This window comes from Luteibacter sp. RCC_6_2 (assembly GCF_041360655.1).
GTDB lineage: Bacteria > Pseudomonadota > Gammaproteobacteria > Xanthomonadales > Rhodanobacteraceae > Luteibacter.
In genome coordinates, this window is the sequence record NZ_JBFUPQ010000005.1 from 114,312 (window position 1) to 133,016 (window position 18,705).

Consider the following 18,705-nt stretch of genomic DNA (forward strand, 5'->3'; position numbering starts at 1 on the left):
CATCCCTCCCGGGATGGCCGTTCTTTCCTTTGTTACATCACCACTGTGGCTGGGTAGCCACCGCGGCGGGAACGCTGCCGACATTCACGGTGGCGATCACCTTGTTGGTATACGGATTGATGACGGAAACGGTATTCGACCCGGCATTGGCCACATAGACGCGACCGGTGCTGTCGCTGACCGCGATGGACTGCGGTGTATTTTCCACGGATACCGTCGCGATCACGTTCTTGTTGAGCGGATTGATGACGGAGACGGTGTTGTCGACCGAATTGGAGACATAAACCGGCAGGCCGATGGGGCTCGTGGCGACAGCCTCGGCGCCGTTTCCAGCCGTCAGCGTGGCGGTCACCTTGTTGGTGAATGCATCGATCACGGACACGTTGTTGGAGCCGGCATTGGCCACGTACACACGGGCACCCAAGGGGCCGATTCCAAGGCCGGACGGAGTATTGCCGACCGGCACCGTCGCGACCACTTCGTTGGTACGCGCGTTGATCACCGATACCGTGTTGTCACCGGTATTGCCCGTGTACACGCGAGCGCCATTGGGGCTGACCGCGATGCTGAAAGGCGCGCTACCGACCGGAACCGTCGCGACGACGGCGTTGGTCGCCGTATCGATCACGGACACGGTGTTCTCGTTGGCGTTGGCGACGTAGACATCGGAACCGTCCGGGCTGACGGCCACGGCCACGGGCGTATTCTGCACCGGCACCATGGCGGTCACGGCGTTCGTGGCCGCGTCGATCACCGACACGGTGTTGTCGAGGGCATTGGCCACATACACGCCGGAGCCATTGGGGCTGACGGCGATACCCAGCGGGTTGGCACCCACCGGCACCGTGGCGGTCACGGTATTGGTCACCGTGTCGATCACGGAAACGGTGTTGTCGATTTCGTTCGCCACGTAGGCGTTCTTGTTATGCGCCGCCGCGGGCAATGCCATTCCCGCCATCAGCAGGGGAATGGCGCAGCGGGCTGCGGGGGCGAGCCAGCGCTTCGTCGCCTGGCGGTTCTTGATCGTCGATCGTCCGGTCGTCATGGGATACCTCGGTAGTGGATTTATAGGCGTCATAAGGAAGGGGTCCGAAGACCCCTTCCCCGTTTCATCCTTGAAAAACCGCCAGTGACTGATCAGATGTTGACGCAGGAATCGACCTTGGCCTGGGTCAGCGCGGTCGACGACAGGAACGAGTAGCCCGTGTTCGCGCCGATGGTGGTCACGCCGTCCGTGGTGTGGTCGGCATACGCCGAACCGATGAGGCCGCGCACGGCGCCGACGTCGGTCGAGGTGTTGCCCTTGTTGTTGGCGATCAGGTACGACACGGCCATGATCGGGTAGCGCGAGGTGATGTTGGCGTAGCCGGCCGGGTCGACCAGGAGCATGCAACCGGTCTGGCCGAACGGGGTAAGCGCAGCCGTCACCGGGCGGCCGGTGGTGGCGTTCACGCCGCTGAGGACGCGATCCGAGCTGACCAGGACGGCCAGCGAAGCCGGGAAGTCGGCATACGGGTCCTTGCCGCCGACCGTGGCGTACTTGACGTGCGGCACGGTGGAAGCGGCCGCCTTGAGGTTGGCTGATTCGGCGTAGCCGATCGTGCCATCGGCACTCTCGACAGCAGCGACGACGGCCGGGTTGCCGCTGGCGCCCACCCAACCCGACGGGATGGTCGGCTTGTACTGGCTGATCGCCGTGGCGAACGACTGGTCGACGATGAAGTGCTGCGAGGCCGTGCCGGCGCAGGCGGCGGCCATGTGGTTGGCCAGCGAGAAGCTGGTGCCGCTGCCGTCGGAACGGAACGCGACCTTGATCGTCGTCGTGTCGCTCGCATTGCCCGTCAGCGCCGACCACTGCGTGATCGAACCGTTGAACACGCCGCAGACCTGCGCGGAGGTGAGGTTCAGCGGGGTCGACAGGCTGTCCTTGCGATAGATCACCGCGATCGAGCCAGCCACCGCCGGGAACTGCACCGGCTCGCCATACTGCGTCTTCTTGCCACCCGTGACGTCGAACCAGTTGTACTCGGTGGCGGACATCGGAGCATCGCTACCCGCGAAGTGCGGATTCACGAGGATGCTGGAAGGCGCGCCGAAACCGATGGTCGTACCGTCGCACGCACCGATGGCCGTGAGGTGGTTCGTGCCGTCGGAGTTGTCGAAGATCTTCTTGCCGTTACCGCTACCGGTCTGGCAGTACGACACCTTATTGCCAGTACGCGCGGCCCAGGCACCGAACAGCGAGGTGCTGCTGACAGCGGCGGCGCCCGAGGTCGGGAACGCGGTGTTGGCCGACTGCTTAACAGCGGGATTGAGGAAATTGAAGCCGACGTAACCACCGGCCGGCAATGTCGCGCCGCCGCCGAAGGTGTCCGTGCTCATCGCCGTGCCAGCGGCCGAAAGGCCGAGGACCAGCATGACGGCGCCCGTAACAAGCTTGGTGCGGGTGTTCCCCTTAGCATTACGCTTGAACATGGTATTACCCCTAGTCGATGAACCTCCATGTGGAGGCATATCGATTATTGGGTGGGGAGTTGTCCCTGTAATGACGTGGCGATGTCGCGATACATGCCAACACGATGACAGCGTTAACGTCTTCTTCAACGTTTGGATAATGACAAGTGAGATGACAATGACAGCGATAAAGGCGCGTGGGTGACAACTGTCGCCCCACGCGCATGTTCGTTATCGCAAGCGGCTTCGCTCGCCATCGGTGAGGCCATCTCCGGCACCTTTACGCACGACCTGCACGGGACTGTCGGGGTCGTAACCATTACCACCGACAGGCGACACGCTTGCCCCGCTGTTCGCACCGATCACCTGCACGGAAATGATCGATGGGAGGCGGTCGCGCGATTCGGCTTGTTGCTGACGTGCCACGTCCTCGGCGGCCTTCGTCGCGGCACTGGCCGCCGAACTGGCCGCGTTCAGCGCGCCGACGTTGACACTCTGCACGACGGGCAACCCGACCGAATCGCCCTTCACCTGCACGTTATCGGCATTGGCCACGTGTGCCGCGGCGATCACGAGATTGCCCGATACGCGGATACCCGCATCACCGGCATCCACCGTGCCGCGTGGCGCCATCAGGTAGACCGAACCTTCGGGCGCGTCCGGGACGGTCTGCAACGTCGCGATACCGGCACCGGCCACCTGTCCCGACGGGTCCTGCAGGCACCACGCATCCACCGTGCAGAGGTAACGGACCGGCGGAATCTCGCTATTGGTCTTGGCGCCCTTGCCCGCATTGATGTCGCCGTTCGAACTCCACATCACCACGTCGCCACCCTGCTCGGTGAAGATGCGGCTTTGCGCAAGGAGCGTGCTGCGATCGGTGAAGATCGAGATGTCGCCTTGCTGCAGGGTCAGGATGCCTTGTGTATTCGGGCCGGCCAGTACCTTGCCGTTCGGGTCCACCACGACTGGCGGCGCCGATGCGCTTCCGAGCAGAGCCTGCCCACCCGGGGCCACGATCGAGATGTCTCCACCGCGTTGTGTCTGAATCGTGCTTCCACGGATATCGAGGTCACCGGTTGAAATCGTCTTCGACGCACCGTTCGTTCCACCTTCCGTACCATTGGCCGTATAGCCCAGCGAGGCTGGGAACAAGGTATTGAGCGCGTCGTAGCCACGCGAATACATGCCGGCGAACGAGCTTCCATCGTCGCCATAGTCCTTGCCGACCTGCGTAAGCACACGGAAGAGTGTCTGCTGGACGAAGATGGCCTTCGCCTCTTCCGGCAACTGCTGGAATCGCTGCCATGCCTGGTCCACGGTGTAGCCACCAGAGGTCGGAAGAACTGCGTTGTAGTTTTCCACGAAGGAAACCAGGGACTTCGACCCGTCGTCCAGACCCACGGGTTTCGACACCGCCGGATCGATATAGCGAGCGATGAATCCGGCCTGATCCATGCCGTTGGCCACGCCATAAGAAACGATGATCGACGATCCCGCGCCTGGGAGGCTGCCGTTGAAAACGCTTCCGACGCTGTCGATGCCAGTCGTTATGGTGTTCGATGACGGTACCGGTATCTTCTTGTACTGATTCTGCACAAAGGTCGGCAAGCCGTAATACTCGGTTTGTGATGCGAGCCGGCCAAGATCGCGTCCAGCTTCCACGTACAAGTAACCCGGCCCCGCCTGGACAAGCGAAGGCACGACCGCCGCAGGTGAATAGTTGATGCCGGGTGCGGCCGTGAGCGGGCTATCGTAAATATCGCGGCCGGCCTCGATCGTCGAAATATCGGATCCCCTGAGTTGTTGGCCGAGATACGCCAGATCGACGATGTCACGCCCCGCGTGGATACGCGTTGTTTTCGAGGTTGAGAGGAGGACGCCGCCAAGACCGCCGCCGACGCCATTGACGATGTCGCCCTCCAATGCATACATCCGAACCGGCTGTGTGTCGTCGGCGTGCCAGGGTTGCGCGGCATGGATGTAGCTCTGGGTTTCCGGCGAGCCCAACAACTCGACGCCAAGATATCCATTCGCCCGCGCCTGCGCTGCCGTCGATGTGCTTGCGTCCACCAGAGGCGCCAGGTTCAGCGGCGATGCCATGGACGACAGAGGAGCGTCGATGAGGCCCCACGAGTAACGCCATCCGAGTCCCGTAGCGGGAAGGTCCACACGTATCGAATCCTTTGCGAGGAGACCGAGATTGCCATCCATGGAAGGGAAAAGCTCACCCGATGCCTTGAGATCGAGGCTGCCATTCGCTGCGACCAGATTTACCGTCGCCGGAAGGACATCGCCAGCCGTATCTGCTGTCGAGCTGTTGAGGCTACTTATGCCGGCCGCCATCAACTGCAAGGGTGCCGTGAGATCCCCATAGGTGAGGTCGCCGCCATAGGCACTGACGTCGATCCTGGACGAACCTGAATACGACTGGCCGTCCGCATGGTGCGCCGGCGCCAGTTCGTTCACCGCAGATGAGTCGAGCCAGGAAGGATTGAATATCCCACCCAGGCTGACCGAGCCGCCTGCCTGCACGTCCAATTGACTGTCCTGCAAGGCGATGAGCGTGGATACGGGCATCGTGCTGCGGCTGCCATCCGGCGCCGTGTAGTTCACTGAAAAGTCGGTACCGATGCGGCCATCGGCCTGGATGCTGCCCTGCCCCTTGGCGACGAAATAGCTGCCGCTGAGGATGTCGCCGCCCGCGTGAACGGCAAGGTCGCCGCCACCGTGGGTTTGCAACGAACGGCTACCGTCACCGGCTGTTGTGATCGTCCAGGTGGTGGGCAAAGACACCGAGAGCTGGCGGATGTCACCGCCGGCCGAGACATCGACATTACCGCCCGCACTCATGACTCCTTGGTCGAACGCACCGAAGTTGATCGACGATCGTGTCTCGGAGTTCGTCGTCTGCATCCACGGCCACCAATACTGTGCGGTGGACGCACCCACGGTTCCTGTTAGCGATCCGTCGACGTCGACCGTATCCTGTAAACCGACGATGTCACCGCCCGCGCGTAGACCGATACGACCCGCGTTGACTGGATTGACCGCGCCGGAAAGCACGAGCTCGGGTGTCGCGGAATCGATGAGGTTGCCATCGAGTGAAGGCCGGAGAAGGGACGCACCGGTGTCGGTCTGTGTGCCGTCGGCAGCCTCGCCCGCCGTGTAAACGGCGGCTGGGGCCTTCGCGTCGTCCCAGCGAACATCGCCCGCCGCGACGATGTCGATATCGCCGGTACCTGTGCGGACCAGCGTGGGTGCGGCGAGTACCCGGCCGGTGATCGGATCGTGGTACTCGGTGTGGCCGCCGAGATGCAGGTTCGCGGCAGCACCCCCCATCGTTGCCAGCGGATCCGACGAACCGAAGTCGGCGCCCGCGACGAAGCGATACGAGCTGCTCGATCCACCGGTAAGACTCGCACTGAGCAAGGGCAGTGGGTTGGTGCCTACGGCATGAGGCGAAGGGCTGTTGTCTACCGGTGCGCTCGTATTGATCGGATCCAGCGTCGTCGGCGGAGCAACCAGCCCTTGGAAATTTTCGGGTACGCCTAGCGAGCCGAGATAATCCGAAGCGGTGATCGCTTGCGGGAGGTACGCCTTGTACGCAGCCAAGTAGCCCACGTAACTGTTCATGTTAGCGGGTAGTGCTGGTGGCGCGGGTGGATTCGCCACCGGCACGAGGATGCCGTAACCGAGACCGGTAAGGATGACGTCCGCCGGATGATACGGATCGAAGCCGGGAATCGCAGAGGACAGATAGGTCGCATATGCCACGTACTGCCCGTAGTACTCAGCAATCGCTTCCGGATCGCCCGAGGTAAGTTCCACGGGTGGCGTGGCCAGGGGGCTTCCGTCGAAGGCGTTGGGCGTTCCATCGATGCCGTTACCCAAGTCGAGTACCGTCGTCCACGCCGCACTTGCCGCCGCCCAGTCCTCTTTGTCAGGCGTCGCGCCGGCACCACCACCGGCATTGCCGTCCTGGAAGAACCCATCGGTGACACTGGCATAAACATTCACATCGCCCGCGGCACGCAGGCTCAGAACTGGCGCCTGTCCCTGGTAACGATAGACGAGGTCGAGGTTGCCATTGGCATCGCGCTTGCCCGCACCCAGGTTCCACGGCGTGAGCACGTCGATGGTTCCTGCACTTCCGTTGTCGTCACCAGCGCGCAATTCGATGCCTGGCCTGACATGCAATCCGGGCGCAGCGGAGAGACGCGGTTCGAAGGTAAAGCCAGGAGACTGGACGAACCCCATGAGGGTACCCGCGCCCTGCGCTTCGTCACCGCCGGCGTAGCCGTAGAAGGTGGCGTGATCCGTATCGATGGCGGCGGGCGTGAAGGTATAACGCGAGAGGAAATCCATGACCTGTGTGAAGTCGGACGGATCGGGACCCGCTACCGCGCCGCCATTACTATCCGTAAAGACGCCGTCCACCAGTACCGCCTTTCCGGTAGCCGGATCGAGACGGAACCAGCCCGACGGGTCGACCAGGCCATCGAAGTGCTTCGTGGGATCGACTACCGCATCGTGCTCATCCCAGGTGGCATAGACCTCCAGCGTCGTATCGCGCGTGTGGGCGAAACTTGCACCTGCTGCGATATCTACTGGCGTGTCGCCGTTGGACAGGAGAGGTGCTCGCAGATAGAGACGGCCGTTCGCCGTATCGCCACCTTGCTCGATACGCGCACCGGCACCGATTCGGATATGGCCGGCATTGGCCACGTCGACGTTTTGATAACCATATTGGCCATTCAGCGTTCCGTTACCGGTACCGGATGTACCGATCTGAATATCGCCACCATGGCGCCCTTGCGCCGAGGCATGCGTGTCGAGGACACCGTCGATATCCACGCCACGTGCGCCGAAGAGATCGACGGACCCGCCGAACGTACCCGATGCATCGATGGTTCCACCGATGCCGATACTACCCCCGTCGGCCGTAAGGTCGACGAGGTGGGCACGGAGCGTCTGTCCCGCAGCGAGCGCGAGATCGCCCTCACGCGTGTGCACCGATACGCCGCCATCCACTGCACCGGCGGCCATCGCGCCGGCCAGCGCGCCCAGGTCGAACGCACCGGCGGAATCGATGGACAACGTGGCACCCAGGTAACCGGACGCGGCGCCACCCTGCAGGCCACCCGAGAGATCGACCATCCCGGACTCCGCGCGAAGGTCGAGCCGGCCTCCGTTGCCGCCCTTGGTGCCGCCGCGCAGGTCGATATTCGCACCCGTGCCCACCCGGATATCGCCCTGATCCGCACGGACCGCGAGCGACCCGCCCGGTACGTTCACCGTCGTGTCGTTGAATGGCAACGACAGGCCGGAAAGGTCGATGACCCCTCCGTCATTCACATGAATATCGCCCGTGGTGGCGTGGAGGCTGAGCTTACCGCCGCGTGCCGCCACACGCGTGCCCACGTCGATCGCGGCCGCTTCGATGTCCAGCCTGCCTGCGGCCGCATCGGCGCCGCCAACGTCACCCTGGGCGGGTCCCGTCAGCTGGAATACCCCCTGGCCGATCCAATGCGCGTCGACGCCGTTGTCCACCGACACCAATGGAGTGGCGGCTGCGAAATCAGCCGCACCCAGGTTCAGGGTGCCCGTGCCCGAGGCGAACATGCCACGGCTGGCATGAACGTCGATATCGGCCAATCCACCGAGTGCGAGGTCGCCGTTACCCGTATGAAGATCGCCTGCGTCGATGCGCAGATGGCCACCGCCCGCCCCGACGGTTCCTGGAATCACGCCCGTATCGTTTTCCAGCACGATGCTGTCGGCACCGAGGACGGCCTGTCCACCGTCACTGACGATTTCCGGCGTACTCAGGGTCAAAGCATGCGAAACACTGAGAGCGACATCGCCGACGAGGTCGATGCCCGACCGGCCGCGCAGCACCGTCATCTCGGTACCGGCGAGCTGCGCGAGGATATGCGGGCCGATGAGGAGACGGCCTGCCTGGTCCTGCGTGGATGGGTCACGACCCGAAAGCGCGATACGCCCGGCCGTCACGTCGATGGACGGCGCACTCAGGGACGCATCGTCCGCGATCGATGTGAGACCGGTCGCATCCATGCTGATCGACTGTCCCGATACCAGCGACGCGCCATCGCCTATCGTCAGGTTGCCACCCGGCGCACCCGCCGCACCATCGACCCCGGTGACATTGCGCCGGACGATCGGGGCGGCATCCGTTCCGGACACGCGCACCAGGGCGCCATCGCCGCTCGTCGCCGTGGAACCGCTGGCCGCCAGATTGCCGATCAGGAGCACGGGAGACGGCGCGCCCGTCGATGCATTGGCCCGAAGTGAACTTCCCGCATCGAGCGTCACGTTGTCCGTCGCGGTGAGAATGACCTCCGAACCCTGCAATGCATGCGCCGCGTCGTTGGAAAGAAGCACATCGCTCGCGATGACGGACACCCGGTCGCCATCGGCCTCACGGCTGCGCTTGCCGCCGATCAGCAGGCTACCCGCTCCCAGTTGGGACAAGTCGTCGGCATCGACATGCAGATAGCCGTCGCGGGCAACACCTGCGCCGCCGACGACCTGAATGGCATCCCCTGCGATGTCCACCTGGGAACCGCGACCGCCCGTCGCGGGTGCCGCGTCCAGCGTGGCCCCCAGGGTCAGAGACGATGTCGCCGCCAGTGTCAGGCGCCCCGCATCCGCGCCGAGTTGCGGCGCGACATCGCCCGCACGTGTGGCGGCGTCGGCGAAGAAGGTGTCGGCCGACGTCAGTGAGTATTCCGAGTACTGGCCCCAGACCTTCGCAGACTGCACCTGGAAGCTGCTCGAACGTGCGTCATGCGCCCCGGTGAGCGTATCGGTGAAATAGCCCGACGCGACCACGGTGCCGTCGGGTGCCGTCGCCGCGCGCCCGATGACGGGATCGGTGACGCCCGTGTTCTGCACGACGCGAAACGCGCCGGGCAAGGTCGCATAACGGGCCGGGAGCAAGGTGTAGACGCCGTCCGGCAGGCCGGGCACGCCGGAAAGATAGACGCCCTGCCCCACGGCCGGACCCGCGCCCGTTCCATTCTCGAGCGCGAGGTCGCGCGCCGACAAGGGCGCGTGATAACCGGGAACGATGGCGTAGACGGCACGGCCATCGCTGTACAGCGGAACCTGGGTGCCCTGCGTGGACTGGCTGAAATCCGTCTGGTACTGCGAAAGCACGTCCCGCGAACCACCGGTACCCGGCACCCATTCACTGGCCTGCACATGACCGCCGCCCGACAGGTCCACACGCGCTCCGCCGTCGACCGCCACATTGTCGCCGGCGATGGAGATGGACTTCTCTGGCGGCGCGGTGAGCAATCGGGCCGCGAGCGCGTTCGGAACGTCGTAATGCCAGTCCTTGCCATCGACGGTGCTGCCATACGGCACGACGGCGCCGTCGAGCGATACGGACGTCACGCTGCCCGGGGCGAGGTGGACCTGCCCGGTCACGCCGAGCGGAATCGAAGCGTCGAGTCCGAGCGCGGCAAGCGTCGCAGCGGGATCGTCCGTGCCCAACGCCAGCGATCCGGAGGGAACCCACAGCGTCCCCTGCTGTTCGATGGTGTCGGCTCCCACCGCAAGTACGCCGCCGGCGGAAAGCGGCGTCGTGCCATCGCGCTGTGATGCCTGATGGAATGTGATGGTCGTCTTCGCGGACGAGTTGGTCGCATCGACGAGGAAATGGTAATCGGTGGCGGGATAGACACGCGTGCCGGTGAAGTCCATGTCGCCGGTGCTGTAGAGCCAGCCCGTTCCGGTACCCGAGAGCGGATTGATGAAACGAACGTCGCCGCCGGAGTTGAACGACGCGTTCCCGATTCCGGAGAGTGAGATACGCCCGCCGATATCGATGAAGTCCGCATTGACGGTCAGTTGTCCATCGCCGGTGGCCGCGCTCGGCCTGTCGATAGTCTCTGCACCGAGAAGCGACACGTACGGCGCCGAGAGGATCACGTCGCCGCCGTCGCCGATGGCCGTGGCGGCGGAAGGTACGACCCGGACATCCACCCCGGCGCTCGTCAACGTGCTTGCCTGCACTTGGATGCTACGAGCTGTCTGAAGGGTGACATCGCCCGCGAAAACCACGCTCGCCGGCTTCACCGTCGCGTCGTGGTCGACGAACGAACGGCCGATCAGCACATCGTCGAGCCCAGCACCTTCGAGCCTGTCGATGGCGAAGCGCAGGTTGCCGCCATCTGGCGCGCCTGGATCCTTCACGGCCAATGGATCGGCGTCGACGGGAGCGAACCAGCCGCTTTGTTGAATGAACAGAGGGACGTTCTGTCCCGGTGCGAACTCCGCCGGGTAGCGCGCCGCGAAACTGAACCGGCCGCCTCGGGCCGCGTCCCCACCGCCGTGTCCGTCGATCGAAGCGTCGAAGAAAAGACCCCGCGCCGCTTCGAGGTTGAACGATCCACCGTCGCTCCACACCGGCGTCGCCTGGTATACCGTCGACACCACGCCATCGCGCCGTCCATCGGAGGGCAGGTCGAAGTTATCGCTGGCGCCCGAAAAATCAACGGCCGCACCGCGCTCCGCGACAACATAGGCGTCCGACTGGACTTCGATGTCGCCGCCGCCAAGCACGACGCCGGTTCGCTGCTCGGCCGGCGTGGCGCCCTGCCTGGGCAAGGCTGGCGCGGCTGGGTCCAGCAGCGATATACCACTCGCGTCGATGACGCTATCGGCGCCGAGCCACACGCCACGTCCTTCCGAAAGCACGTGCGCGCCGTTGCCCAGATTGTGCAGCAGAATGTCGCCACCCCTGGCAGCCAGCGTACCGTCGACGACCACCTTGCCGACGCCGCTTAGTGCGATGGTATCGCCGGCACCGACGTCGACTCGTGCGCCCTCTCCGATGATGACGGAGCCGGTGTAGGCCGCGTACTTCCTGTCGCTACCGGCGGCCGGGGCCTGCCACAGCTGGTAGAGGCCGGCCTGAAGCGAAATGCCATCGCCGTCCTGCCGGTGCAGATAGTTGTCGTAAGCACCGACGTCACCGATGCCGACCGCCCCGTCGCCTCCTGATCGCAGCAGGGATGTCCGGCTACCAAGGGCGAGAAGCGCGGATCGGTCGGCCACCATGAAGGTGGGTCGCACGTCCAAAGAAGTACCTGGCGCGACGATGACATCCGTGTCGGCAACGAGGTTGTAACCCGAGAAACCCTGTCCACGGAAGAACGCCGGGTCGAGATACAACGTCCACGCTCCGCCGTTCTCTTCCGGTGTGCCGCCCACCTGGATTCGAGGCGCGTGCAAAGTGAGCGTCCCGCCGCCGGAGAATCCGCCGCCAACGAGGGTTCCGTCGAGCGAGATAGTGCCGCCCAACAGATCGGCGGGCGCCCCCGTGATGCCGTACTTGTTCATGCCGTCATCGGTATGCGTCGCCACCGTGACGTCACCGCCCCGTCCGGCAGGCAGGTCACCGTCCATGGCAAGGCGACCGTCGACACCGACATACCCACCGCCCGAGACGTCGATGACGCTGCCGCGTTCCATCGTGATGTCCGGAGTGACATCCGTGGATGGCTCTCCGCCCTTCCAGCCAGACAACGTCACCGAGCCGCCGTCGATGAACGCCCGGCCCTCGATTCCATCGGCAGGGCGACCCGTATCGTTCACCCAGAGTCCGCTAGTGTCCAGCCGCCCGCCACTTTCCACGGCGATGAAGGTGGGAAGGTTATCCGCCTTGATTCCCGCCTGCCCGCGCGACCCCAGGGTGATGCTGCCACCGTGGGTGACGATGGCTCCCTGTATATCGACGCTCGTACCGGCGATATCGACCTCACCACCATCGGCGAGATGCAAGGTGGAACCTTCCTTCAACAGCACCGCACCCGGCGTACTCAGCTTCAGACGGCGGAAGCCCGCGTTGTCGATCATCGCGGTCGAAAGTCGGAGCCAATAGGACGGGTTGTCCGGATCGGTGGAATCACCGTCGCGTGCAGGAAGCGCGCTGTTTTCGTCGAAGTCGGGAACGAAGGTCTGGATCGGCTGCCTCCGGTCTTCGATGAGGTAATTGACTGACACCGACTGACCGATGTTGACGCTGTCGCCCACCGAGGCGAGGTCGCGCGGCCGGATGTCGAGCGTACCCGCCAGCGGTTCGATGCCAGCGGCGACCTGCTCACGCCCGGCGTACGCGTGCGCGCTGACATCGCCATCGATGATGAACTGGTAAGCGCGTCCGTCATCCGCGCTCAGTCCAAAGGAGAGCGTGCCCGCGTCTCCTCCCTTGATGAAGCCTGGGTCCCAGCGCTTCATGTTCGCCAGTAACGGGCTGGACACGAAGGACTCGGTCACGCCCCAACGGGCGTGCTCGCTGTCGTAGACACCCGCGAACCCCGCGTACTGCACGTCGGGATCGGCGGCGGCGATGTCGTAAATGAGCCCGTTGGCACCTTGCAGCCGCGGCGTCTGGACGTAGCCAGGCAGGTAGTTGATGAAGCCGCCTTCCAGCCGAAGCTGTGCGCCCGTGCGAATGACGGCATTGTTCTGGAAGCCGATGGTGCCCGCATTGATCATCAGCTGCTGGATGTCACGCGGCACATTGCTGACGTAACCGGCCACGTTCAGTACCGGACTTCCCACCCAATCCAGGCCGTCCGGGCGCGTGCCGCTGCGCGACGTGTCGACCGCCACGTTCTTCGCCGTATAGAGAAAGCTGTTCCGAAGCAGCGGCGAGTTGGCCAGTTCGTTCAGGCCGATACGCGGAATGGTCACCAGCAGCGCGGACATCGGCAGGGTGACGTTGGCAAGTCCCGAGACGTCGATGGTCGCACCGTCGTCGATATAGGCGTCGCGCGAGAACGTCACGTGCCCTGCCGGCACTTCCATCAAGGCGCCACTCTGCATGACGGCATCGAGCCCGACATCCACCCGGCTGGTCACGAAGGCCGCGTCCGCCGATGGCGATGACGTCGTGGTTTCTCCATCTTTTTCGGGGAGGACCGTGGTGACCGATCGACCACTAAAGACGATGGGTTTCGCGGCTCCGGTCACGCGGTTGAAGGAAATACTTCCCGGATGGCTGAGGCTGGTGGAACTCACCACCACACCCGTCTGCTCCATCGCATCGCCGATCCACTGGATGCTCCCTCGCCGGGCCTGGACGAGGCCTGTATTGACCACTTCCATATGGGGATCGAACAGCGGCGCGAAAGACGCGCCACTAGCTCCCACGGCAAGCGCCCCCGTCGAGTTCGACGTCGCGACAAGCGCCGGCGCCGCGGCGAGGATCACCTGCCCATCGTCCGCCGTTATCCGGCCATCCTGCTGGATGCCCGTGGCGGCGAGGATAACGAAGCCGTCTTTCGTCGCACTGACAGACGCGCCCGCCTCGACCGCAATCCCACCACGGTGGTCTTCGTTGTGGCCGTCCACTGCCCCACTCACCAGGAAACCCGCGATTCCTCCATCGAGACCGAGGATGTTCTCGTTATCCTGCGTAGCGCCAATGCCACTCTTCAAAAAGAACGCATTGCTTTTCTTGACATCGGTACTGAACAAATCCAACGAACTGGCGATCAACGAATGCGTATCCACCTGCGCACCGCCGCCGAAGATCATGCCATTGCGGTTGAGCAGGTAAACCGTGCCCTCCGCCTTGATCTGCCCGAGAATCTCGCTCGGCTTCCCCGACGGGTCGTTGACGCGGTTCAGCGCGATCCACTGGTTGCTGCCATCCGTCCGCGTACCGCCCGTCTGGTCGAAATGCACCGTCGTATGGCGGCCGACGTTGAACGTCTCCCAGGTCATGATGGCCTTGGGGGCGTTCTGCTTGATCTGCACCGTGGTCTGGCCGCTCGCGACGGACTGCGTCGGCGCGTTGGCGTTCTGCCACAGCGTGGGGTCCGTGCCGGCGTGGCTGTCGACCTGCAGGCCACCCTTGCCCAGGCCGTCGGGGATGTTCGAGGCCAGCGCCTGGGCCGCGGCCTGGGCGCTCTTCTGCGCGCTCATCTGCGCGGCCACCGCCTGCGCGGCGGCGTCGAGGTTCGCGATCGACTGCTGCACGCGTTGCTGCAACATCACGTTGCCGGGCGTGAAGACGTTGCTCCCGTTACCCGCCGCGCCACCGCCCTGCGAAGGCGCGGCCGGCTGCGTGGCACCCGGCTGCTTGGTGGCGAACCACCCGGGGCTGAACGCGGGCGGTGTCGCCGCATGCGCGGCGCCACCGAACAAGGCCAAGGCGATGAACTGGCACATCGCCCGCCGGCGCAAGGCCGGGCGTGGCTTGACCGGGTTCGGGTGACGGGTGTCGCTGGGAGTCTTCGTACGAACGATCATGAGAAATCACCGGTCATCGTCGCCACTTCATCATTGAGTTCAGGCAGTGCGGCGAGCTCTTTCAGCTCCTCGTCACTGAGTTCGCGCAGCACCGACCGGATCGCCAGGCGGCGTCCGTCGTGCAACCACGCGTTGAGCACGCTGGCGATCGCGCGGATCGTCGGCAGCGCGGTGTCGTCCAGTTGCGGCTTGCGGTGACGCAGCCGGTCTTCCACCGCGTAACGCACGCGCGATCCGAGGAAGGCGGAAGATTCACGCAGCAGTTTTTCCAGCGCCTCGCGAGAGCAACGATCCATCAGCACGTCCGCCGCCCTGCCCTGTCGGGCCGCGTACAGCTGCCGCAGCATTTCGGCCAGCGCGTGCATGCAGCTCATGCCACAGGTCCGCGCATCCACTTCCGCGCGGGCACGTGACGGCCGCGGCCGTGGCGCGCGGTATTCGGGCAGCGGCGAAAGCTCATGATCGGGATACATGGACTGCCTCGCGATGCGGTGTCATTGCGCCGCCGATGCCTGGCCGGCACGGGGATCGAAACGCTGCTCGTAGAGCCGGTCGCCGAACGACTGTGCCGCCGCTTCCAGCTTCACCCGTGACTTCGCGGCGAACGGCTGGCGTGAACCGACGATGTCGCCCATGTCGATGTTCTCGTAGGCAGCGATCACTTCCTGGCCCACGCGGTACATCTGTACGTTGCGCGCGGTGCAGGCATCCACCTGGCCCTTCGTCGCATCGAGTTCCTTGGCAAGCCGCGCGCGCTCGGCTTCCGCCGTGCGCAGCGCGACCGCGGACGAATCCATGTCTGCCTTGCCACGTTGCAGGCTGGCCTCCGCAGCCTCGCGACGCTGACGCTCCGCAGCCAGCGTACGGCTGGCTTCCGGCGAAACAGCCGACGATGCTTTCGCCGCGCGTGCCGTCTCGGCTTCCTTCTTCGCGTCGTCGCGTTCCTTCTCCAGCGCGGCCTTCTCCGCGGCCCACTGCGACTGCTGTGCCTGGAGCTCCTGCAATTGCGTGCGCGTCTCGCGCAACTGGTCGCGCATGCGGCTTTCGAGGCTGGCGGTCTGTGCGATCGCCTGCGGAAGCACGGCGAATAATGCGATGGCGATGAGGGTGCGTTTCATGTCGCCTCCTTAGAACCGGGCATTCATTTCGAGCTGGAAGACGTCGATCGACAGTGGCGGCCCGAAGACTTCCTTCGCGTTGAAGTAACGCGCGCTCAGCCAGGCGTACGGCGAGATGCCATAACTGCCGCCGAGGATGAAGCCCTTGGCATTGGTGCCACCGAGGTGGAAGTCCGTATCGGTGAGGCCGTCGAGGGTGGCGTCCGGCTGCAGGTACTTATAGGCCAGGGCCACGTTCCATTCGCCGGCCGCGTGCGGGTTCACGTCGCCGAGCGTGGCCCGAACCATCCAGCCGACCGGACCGCTCTTGTAGGTGTTCTCACTGAAGTCGCCCGCGCCGAAATTGTTGACCAGGCGATTCAGGCCCACGTCGGAGCGGAACGCGTCCGCGCGGTGATAGGCCATGTTGCGGATGTAGTCGGCCTCGAGACGCAGCGGCGTGTCGGCCACCTTCATGTCCAGCTGCGTGTTCACGTCGGCCACGTGATAGTCGTAAACCAGGCCCACGAACTGCGGCTGTGCATAGCTGCTGGGCGAGTTCGGGTCCGGCACGATGTCGCGGATCAGGAACAGGGAGTTGCCCTTCTGCATGAAGGCCGAGCGCGTGGCGTCGGTGTCGCAGAAGTTCACGCCGAGGTAGATCGAACATGGCGACGACAATTCGCCGCGCATGTGGTCGAAGCGGTAGTAGGCCAGCGCCAGCTTCCACTGCGTATCCTCGTTGAATCGCCACGTGCCGCCCAGTTGCGCACCCGTCATCCACTTGTCGCGGCTCGCGTTCTTGATGCCCTGCTGCGAGGGGAAGTCGTCGGCCTGGTATTCGATCGGGAACATGCCGACATTGGCGAAGGCGCCGATCTCGTCGGTCACCGGGACATTGAACTTGCCGACGATGCCGTCGAAGTTCAGGTCGTTGGAATAGACCAGGTCGGTGCTCATGAACGGGTTGGGCATGCGCCCGCCGATCACCTGCGCCCAGTCGGTCGGCTTCCACGCCAGCCACGCCTGGTCGAGCCACAAGTCCTTCTTGGCGAGGCCACCGCCAAGGGTCTGCGTGGTGGACACCGGATTGTTGTCGTTGCCCGTCCCGATGCGGATGCCCGCGGTCACGTCGTTACCCAGGTCCACGTTCACGCCCAGCCGTGCGCGAATGCGCAGCGAGTTGGTACGGTTCTCCCGGGTGTTGAGCAGCGGCGGCGGGTTGGCGCCATTGAGGTCGTAAGGACCGGTACGGTTCAGTTGTGCGAAGTCCACCACCGGATAGGCGTTGCCCTTGTCGTAGTAATGGAACTCGTCGCGCACGCGCATATCGCCGGACCAGCTGATCCGGTCGAGCCATTCCGGCAGCTTGCCCGGCTCGGCCCAATGCTCCGTCTTCGCCTGCGCGACCACTTCCTGGCGCAGCTCGTCCTTGATCTGGTTGCGCACCACTTCCGGCACATAGGTGACGCGCACCTGCCCCGGCGTGGCCGGCGCGGCATTGGCCGTTCCCGCCAACTTCTGCGCTTGCGCGGCTTCCGCGTTCGCCTGGGCGATGAGGCCGTCCGCGTCCGACTGCGTCAGCACGCCACGCTTCACCAGCAGGCGGACGAGGTTGATCGTGGCGTTGTCCGAGGGCGCGCTCTGCGCATGCGCCGAGCCTGCGAAGATCGCCAGGCCGATGGCGGCGGCCAAGATGGCGCGCGCGGGGCGGTGGCGGGCCTTTCCGATGATCATGCGAACTCTCCGGGTGGTATTGACGGTGCTCATGCGGGACGCTTCCCGCGAATGGCCACGCGCAAGGGGAAATGCAGGGACGACGGCGGCGCCACGTCGATGCGCGGCATCGCGCGCAAGGCGTCGAGCAAGGCCTCGTCCGTTTTCGTGTTGCCGCTGGAACCGACCAGTTCAGCGCGGGTGAGGCGCCCGCCGGCGTCGAGCCAGATATCGGCGCGCACGTCGAAGACGAGGCGGTTGACCCGCTCGTCGCGCTGCACCGCCTGCTGGATCGCGTAGCCCAGGTACTGGTCGTAGCTGCCGGTGCCCGTACCGGTGCCGCCACCGGAGCCGACCATGCCGCCGCCGTCGCCCGCACCGATGTTGAAGGCGTCGGTGCCGGCCTGGGCATCGCCATTGATCGTCACGTTCTTCGCGACGTCGTCGCTCGGCTTGGGCGCATCCACCGGTTTCTCCGGCTGGTCCTGCGGCTTGTCGTCGACGGGCTTCATCTCGTCCTCGACCTTCTTCGGTTCCGGCGGCTTTTCCTTCGGCGGCGGTGGCGGCGGGGGCAAGGGCGTGATCGTGGCGATGCGCGGCGCCTCGCGCCGCACGCCGACGCTGCTGGAGGCGAAATGCCAGACCAGCGCGCCGAGCAGAAGGATGGCCACCACGCCGACCGCGGGACCGATCCAGCGGCGGCGTTGGCGACGATTTGATGGGGACGAGGTCACGCGCTCATCCCTTCGGCGACTTGCCGGTGACCAGGCCGACCTGCGGCAGGTCCACGCGACGCAGCAGGTCGAGGATGTCCATCACCTTCTGGTACTGGACCGTGGCATCGCCCTTCACCACCACCGGGAAATCCGGCGTGATCGCCTTCAGCGAACGCAGGCGCTGTTCCAGTTCGTCGATCGTCACCGGGTAGGCGTCGAGGAAGATCTGGCCCGTGTCTGAAATGGTGATGGCCTTGGTCTGTGGCTTGGCCATGCTCACCGCCGCGCTGGCCTTGGGCAGGTTCACCTTGATGCCCTGTACCGACGCGGTGGTCATGATGATGAAGATGACGAGCAACACGTACGCCAGGTCGAGCATCGGCGTGATGTTGATGTCGTCATACGGCTTGTCGTCGTCTTGCGCGCGCATG

8 protein-coding genes are annotated in these 18,705 nt (G+C 64.7%); all 8 read right to left on the reverse strand.

The genetic code is table 11. From position 1 onward, the window contains the following. Positions 1–37: 37 nt before the first annotated feature. The 8 genes from AB6730_RS06825 to AB6730_RS06860 all read right to left on the reverse strand — a co-directional run bounded on the left by AB6730_RS06825 (position 38) and on the right by AB6730_RS06860 (position 18,704). On the reverse strand, positions 38–1,045 hold the full coding sequence (locus AB6730_RS06825; protein WP_371022908.1) for a beta-propeller fold lactonase family protein: 1,008 nt from the start codon (positions 1,043–1,045) through the stop codon (positions 38–40). 92 nt (positions 1,046–1,137) lie between these two features. Then, entirely contained in the window at positions 1,138–2,418 is a 1,281-nt protein-coding gene (locus AB6730_RS06830) for a substrate-binding domain-containing protein (RefSeq protein WP_371022909.1), read from the reverse strand. Positions 2,419–2,685: 267 nt separating this feature from the next. After that, positions 2,686–14,745 (reverse strand): filamentous haemagglutinin family protein, encoded by a 12,060-nt coding sequence (locus AB6730_RS06835; RefSeq protein ID WP_371022910.1) that lies wholly within the window; start codon positions 14,743–14,745, stop codon positions 2,686–2,688. After that, on the reverse strand, positions 14,742–15,218 hold the full coding sequence (locus tag AB6730_RS06840; protein WP_371022911.1) for a hypothetical protein: 477 nt from the start codon (positions 15,216–15,218) through the stop codon (positions 14,742–14,744). Before AB6730_RS06840 ends, AB6730_RS06835 begins: the two co-directional genes overlap by 4 nt. A 21-nt stretch (positions 15,219–15,239) precedes the next feature. Then, on the reverse strand, positions 15,240–15,863 hold the full coding sequence (locus AB6730_RS06845) for a hypothetical protein (protein WP_371022912.1): 624 nt from the start codon (positions 15,861–15,863) through the stop codon (positions 15,240–15,242). Between the two features lie 9 nt (positions 15,864–15,872). After that, the gene (locus AB6730_RS06850; RefSeq protein ID WP_371022913.1) at positions 15,873–17,579 is read right to left on the reverse strand and encodes a putative porin; all 1,707 of its coding nucleotides are present in this window, start codon (positions 17,577–17,579) and stop codon (positions 15,873–15,875) included. A gap of 29 nt (positions 17,580–17,608) precedes the next feature. Beyond that, complete coding sequence (locus AB6730_RS06855) at positions 17,609–18,292, reverse strand: energy transducer TonB (RefSeq protein WP_371022914.1); 684 nt, start codon at positions 18,290–18,292, stop codon at positions 17,609–17,611. A gap of 4 nt (positions 18,293–18,296) precedes the next feature. Beyond that, positions 18,297–18,704, reverse strand: coding sequence for an ExbD/TolR family protein (locus tag AB6730_RS06860; protein ID WP_371022915.1), 408 nt, complete (start codon positions 18,702–18,704; stop codon positions 18,297–18,299). Between the last annotated feature and the right edge of the window lies 1 nt (position 18,705).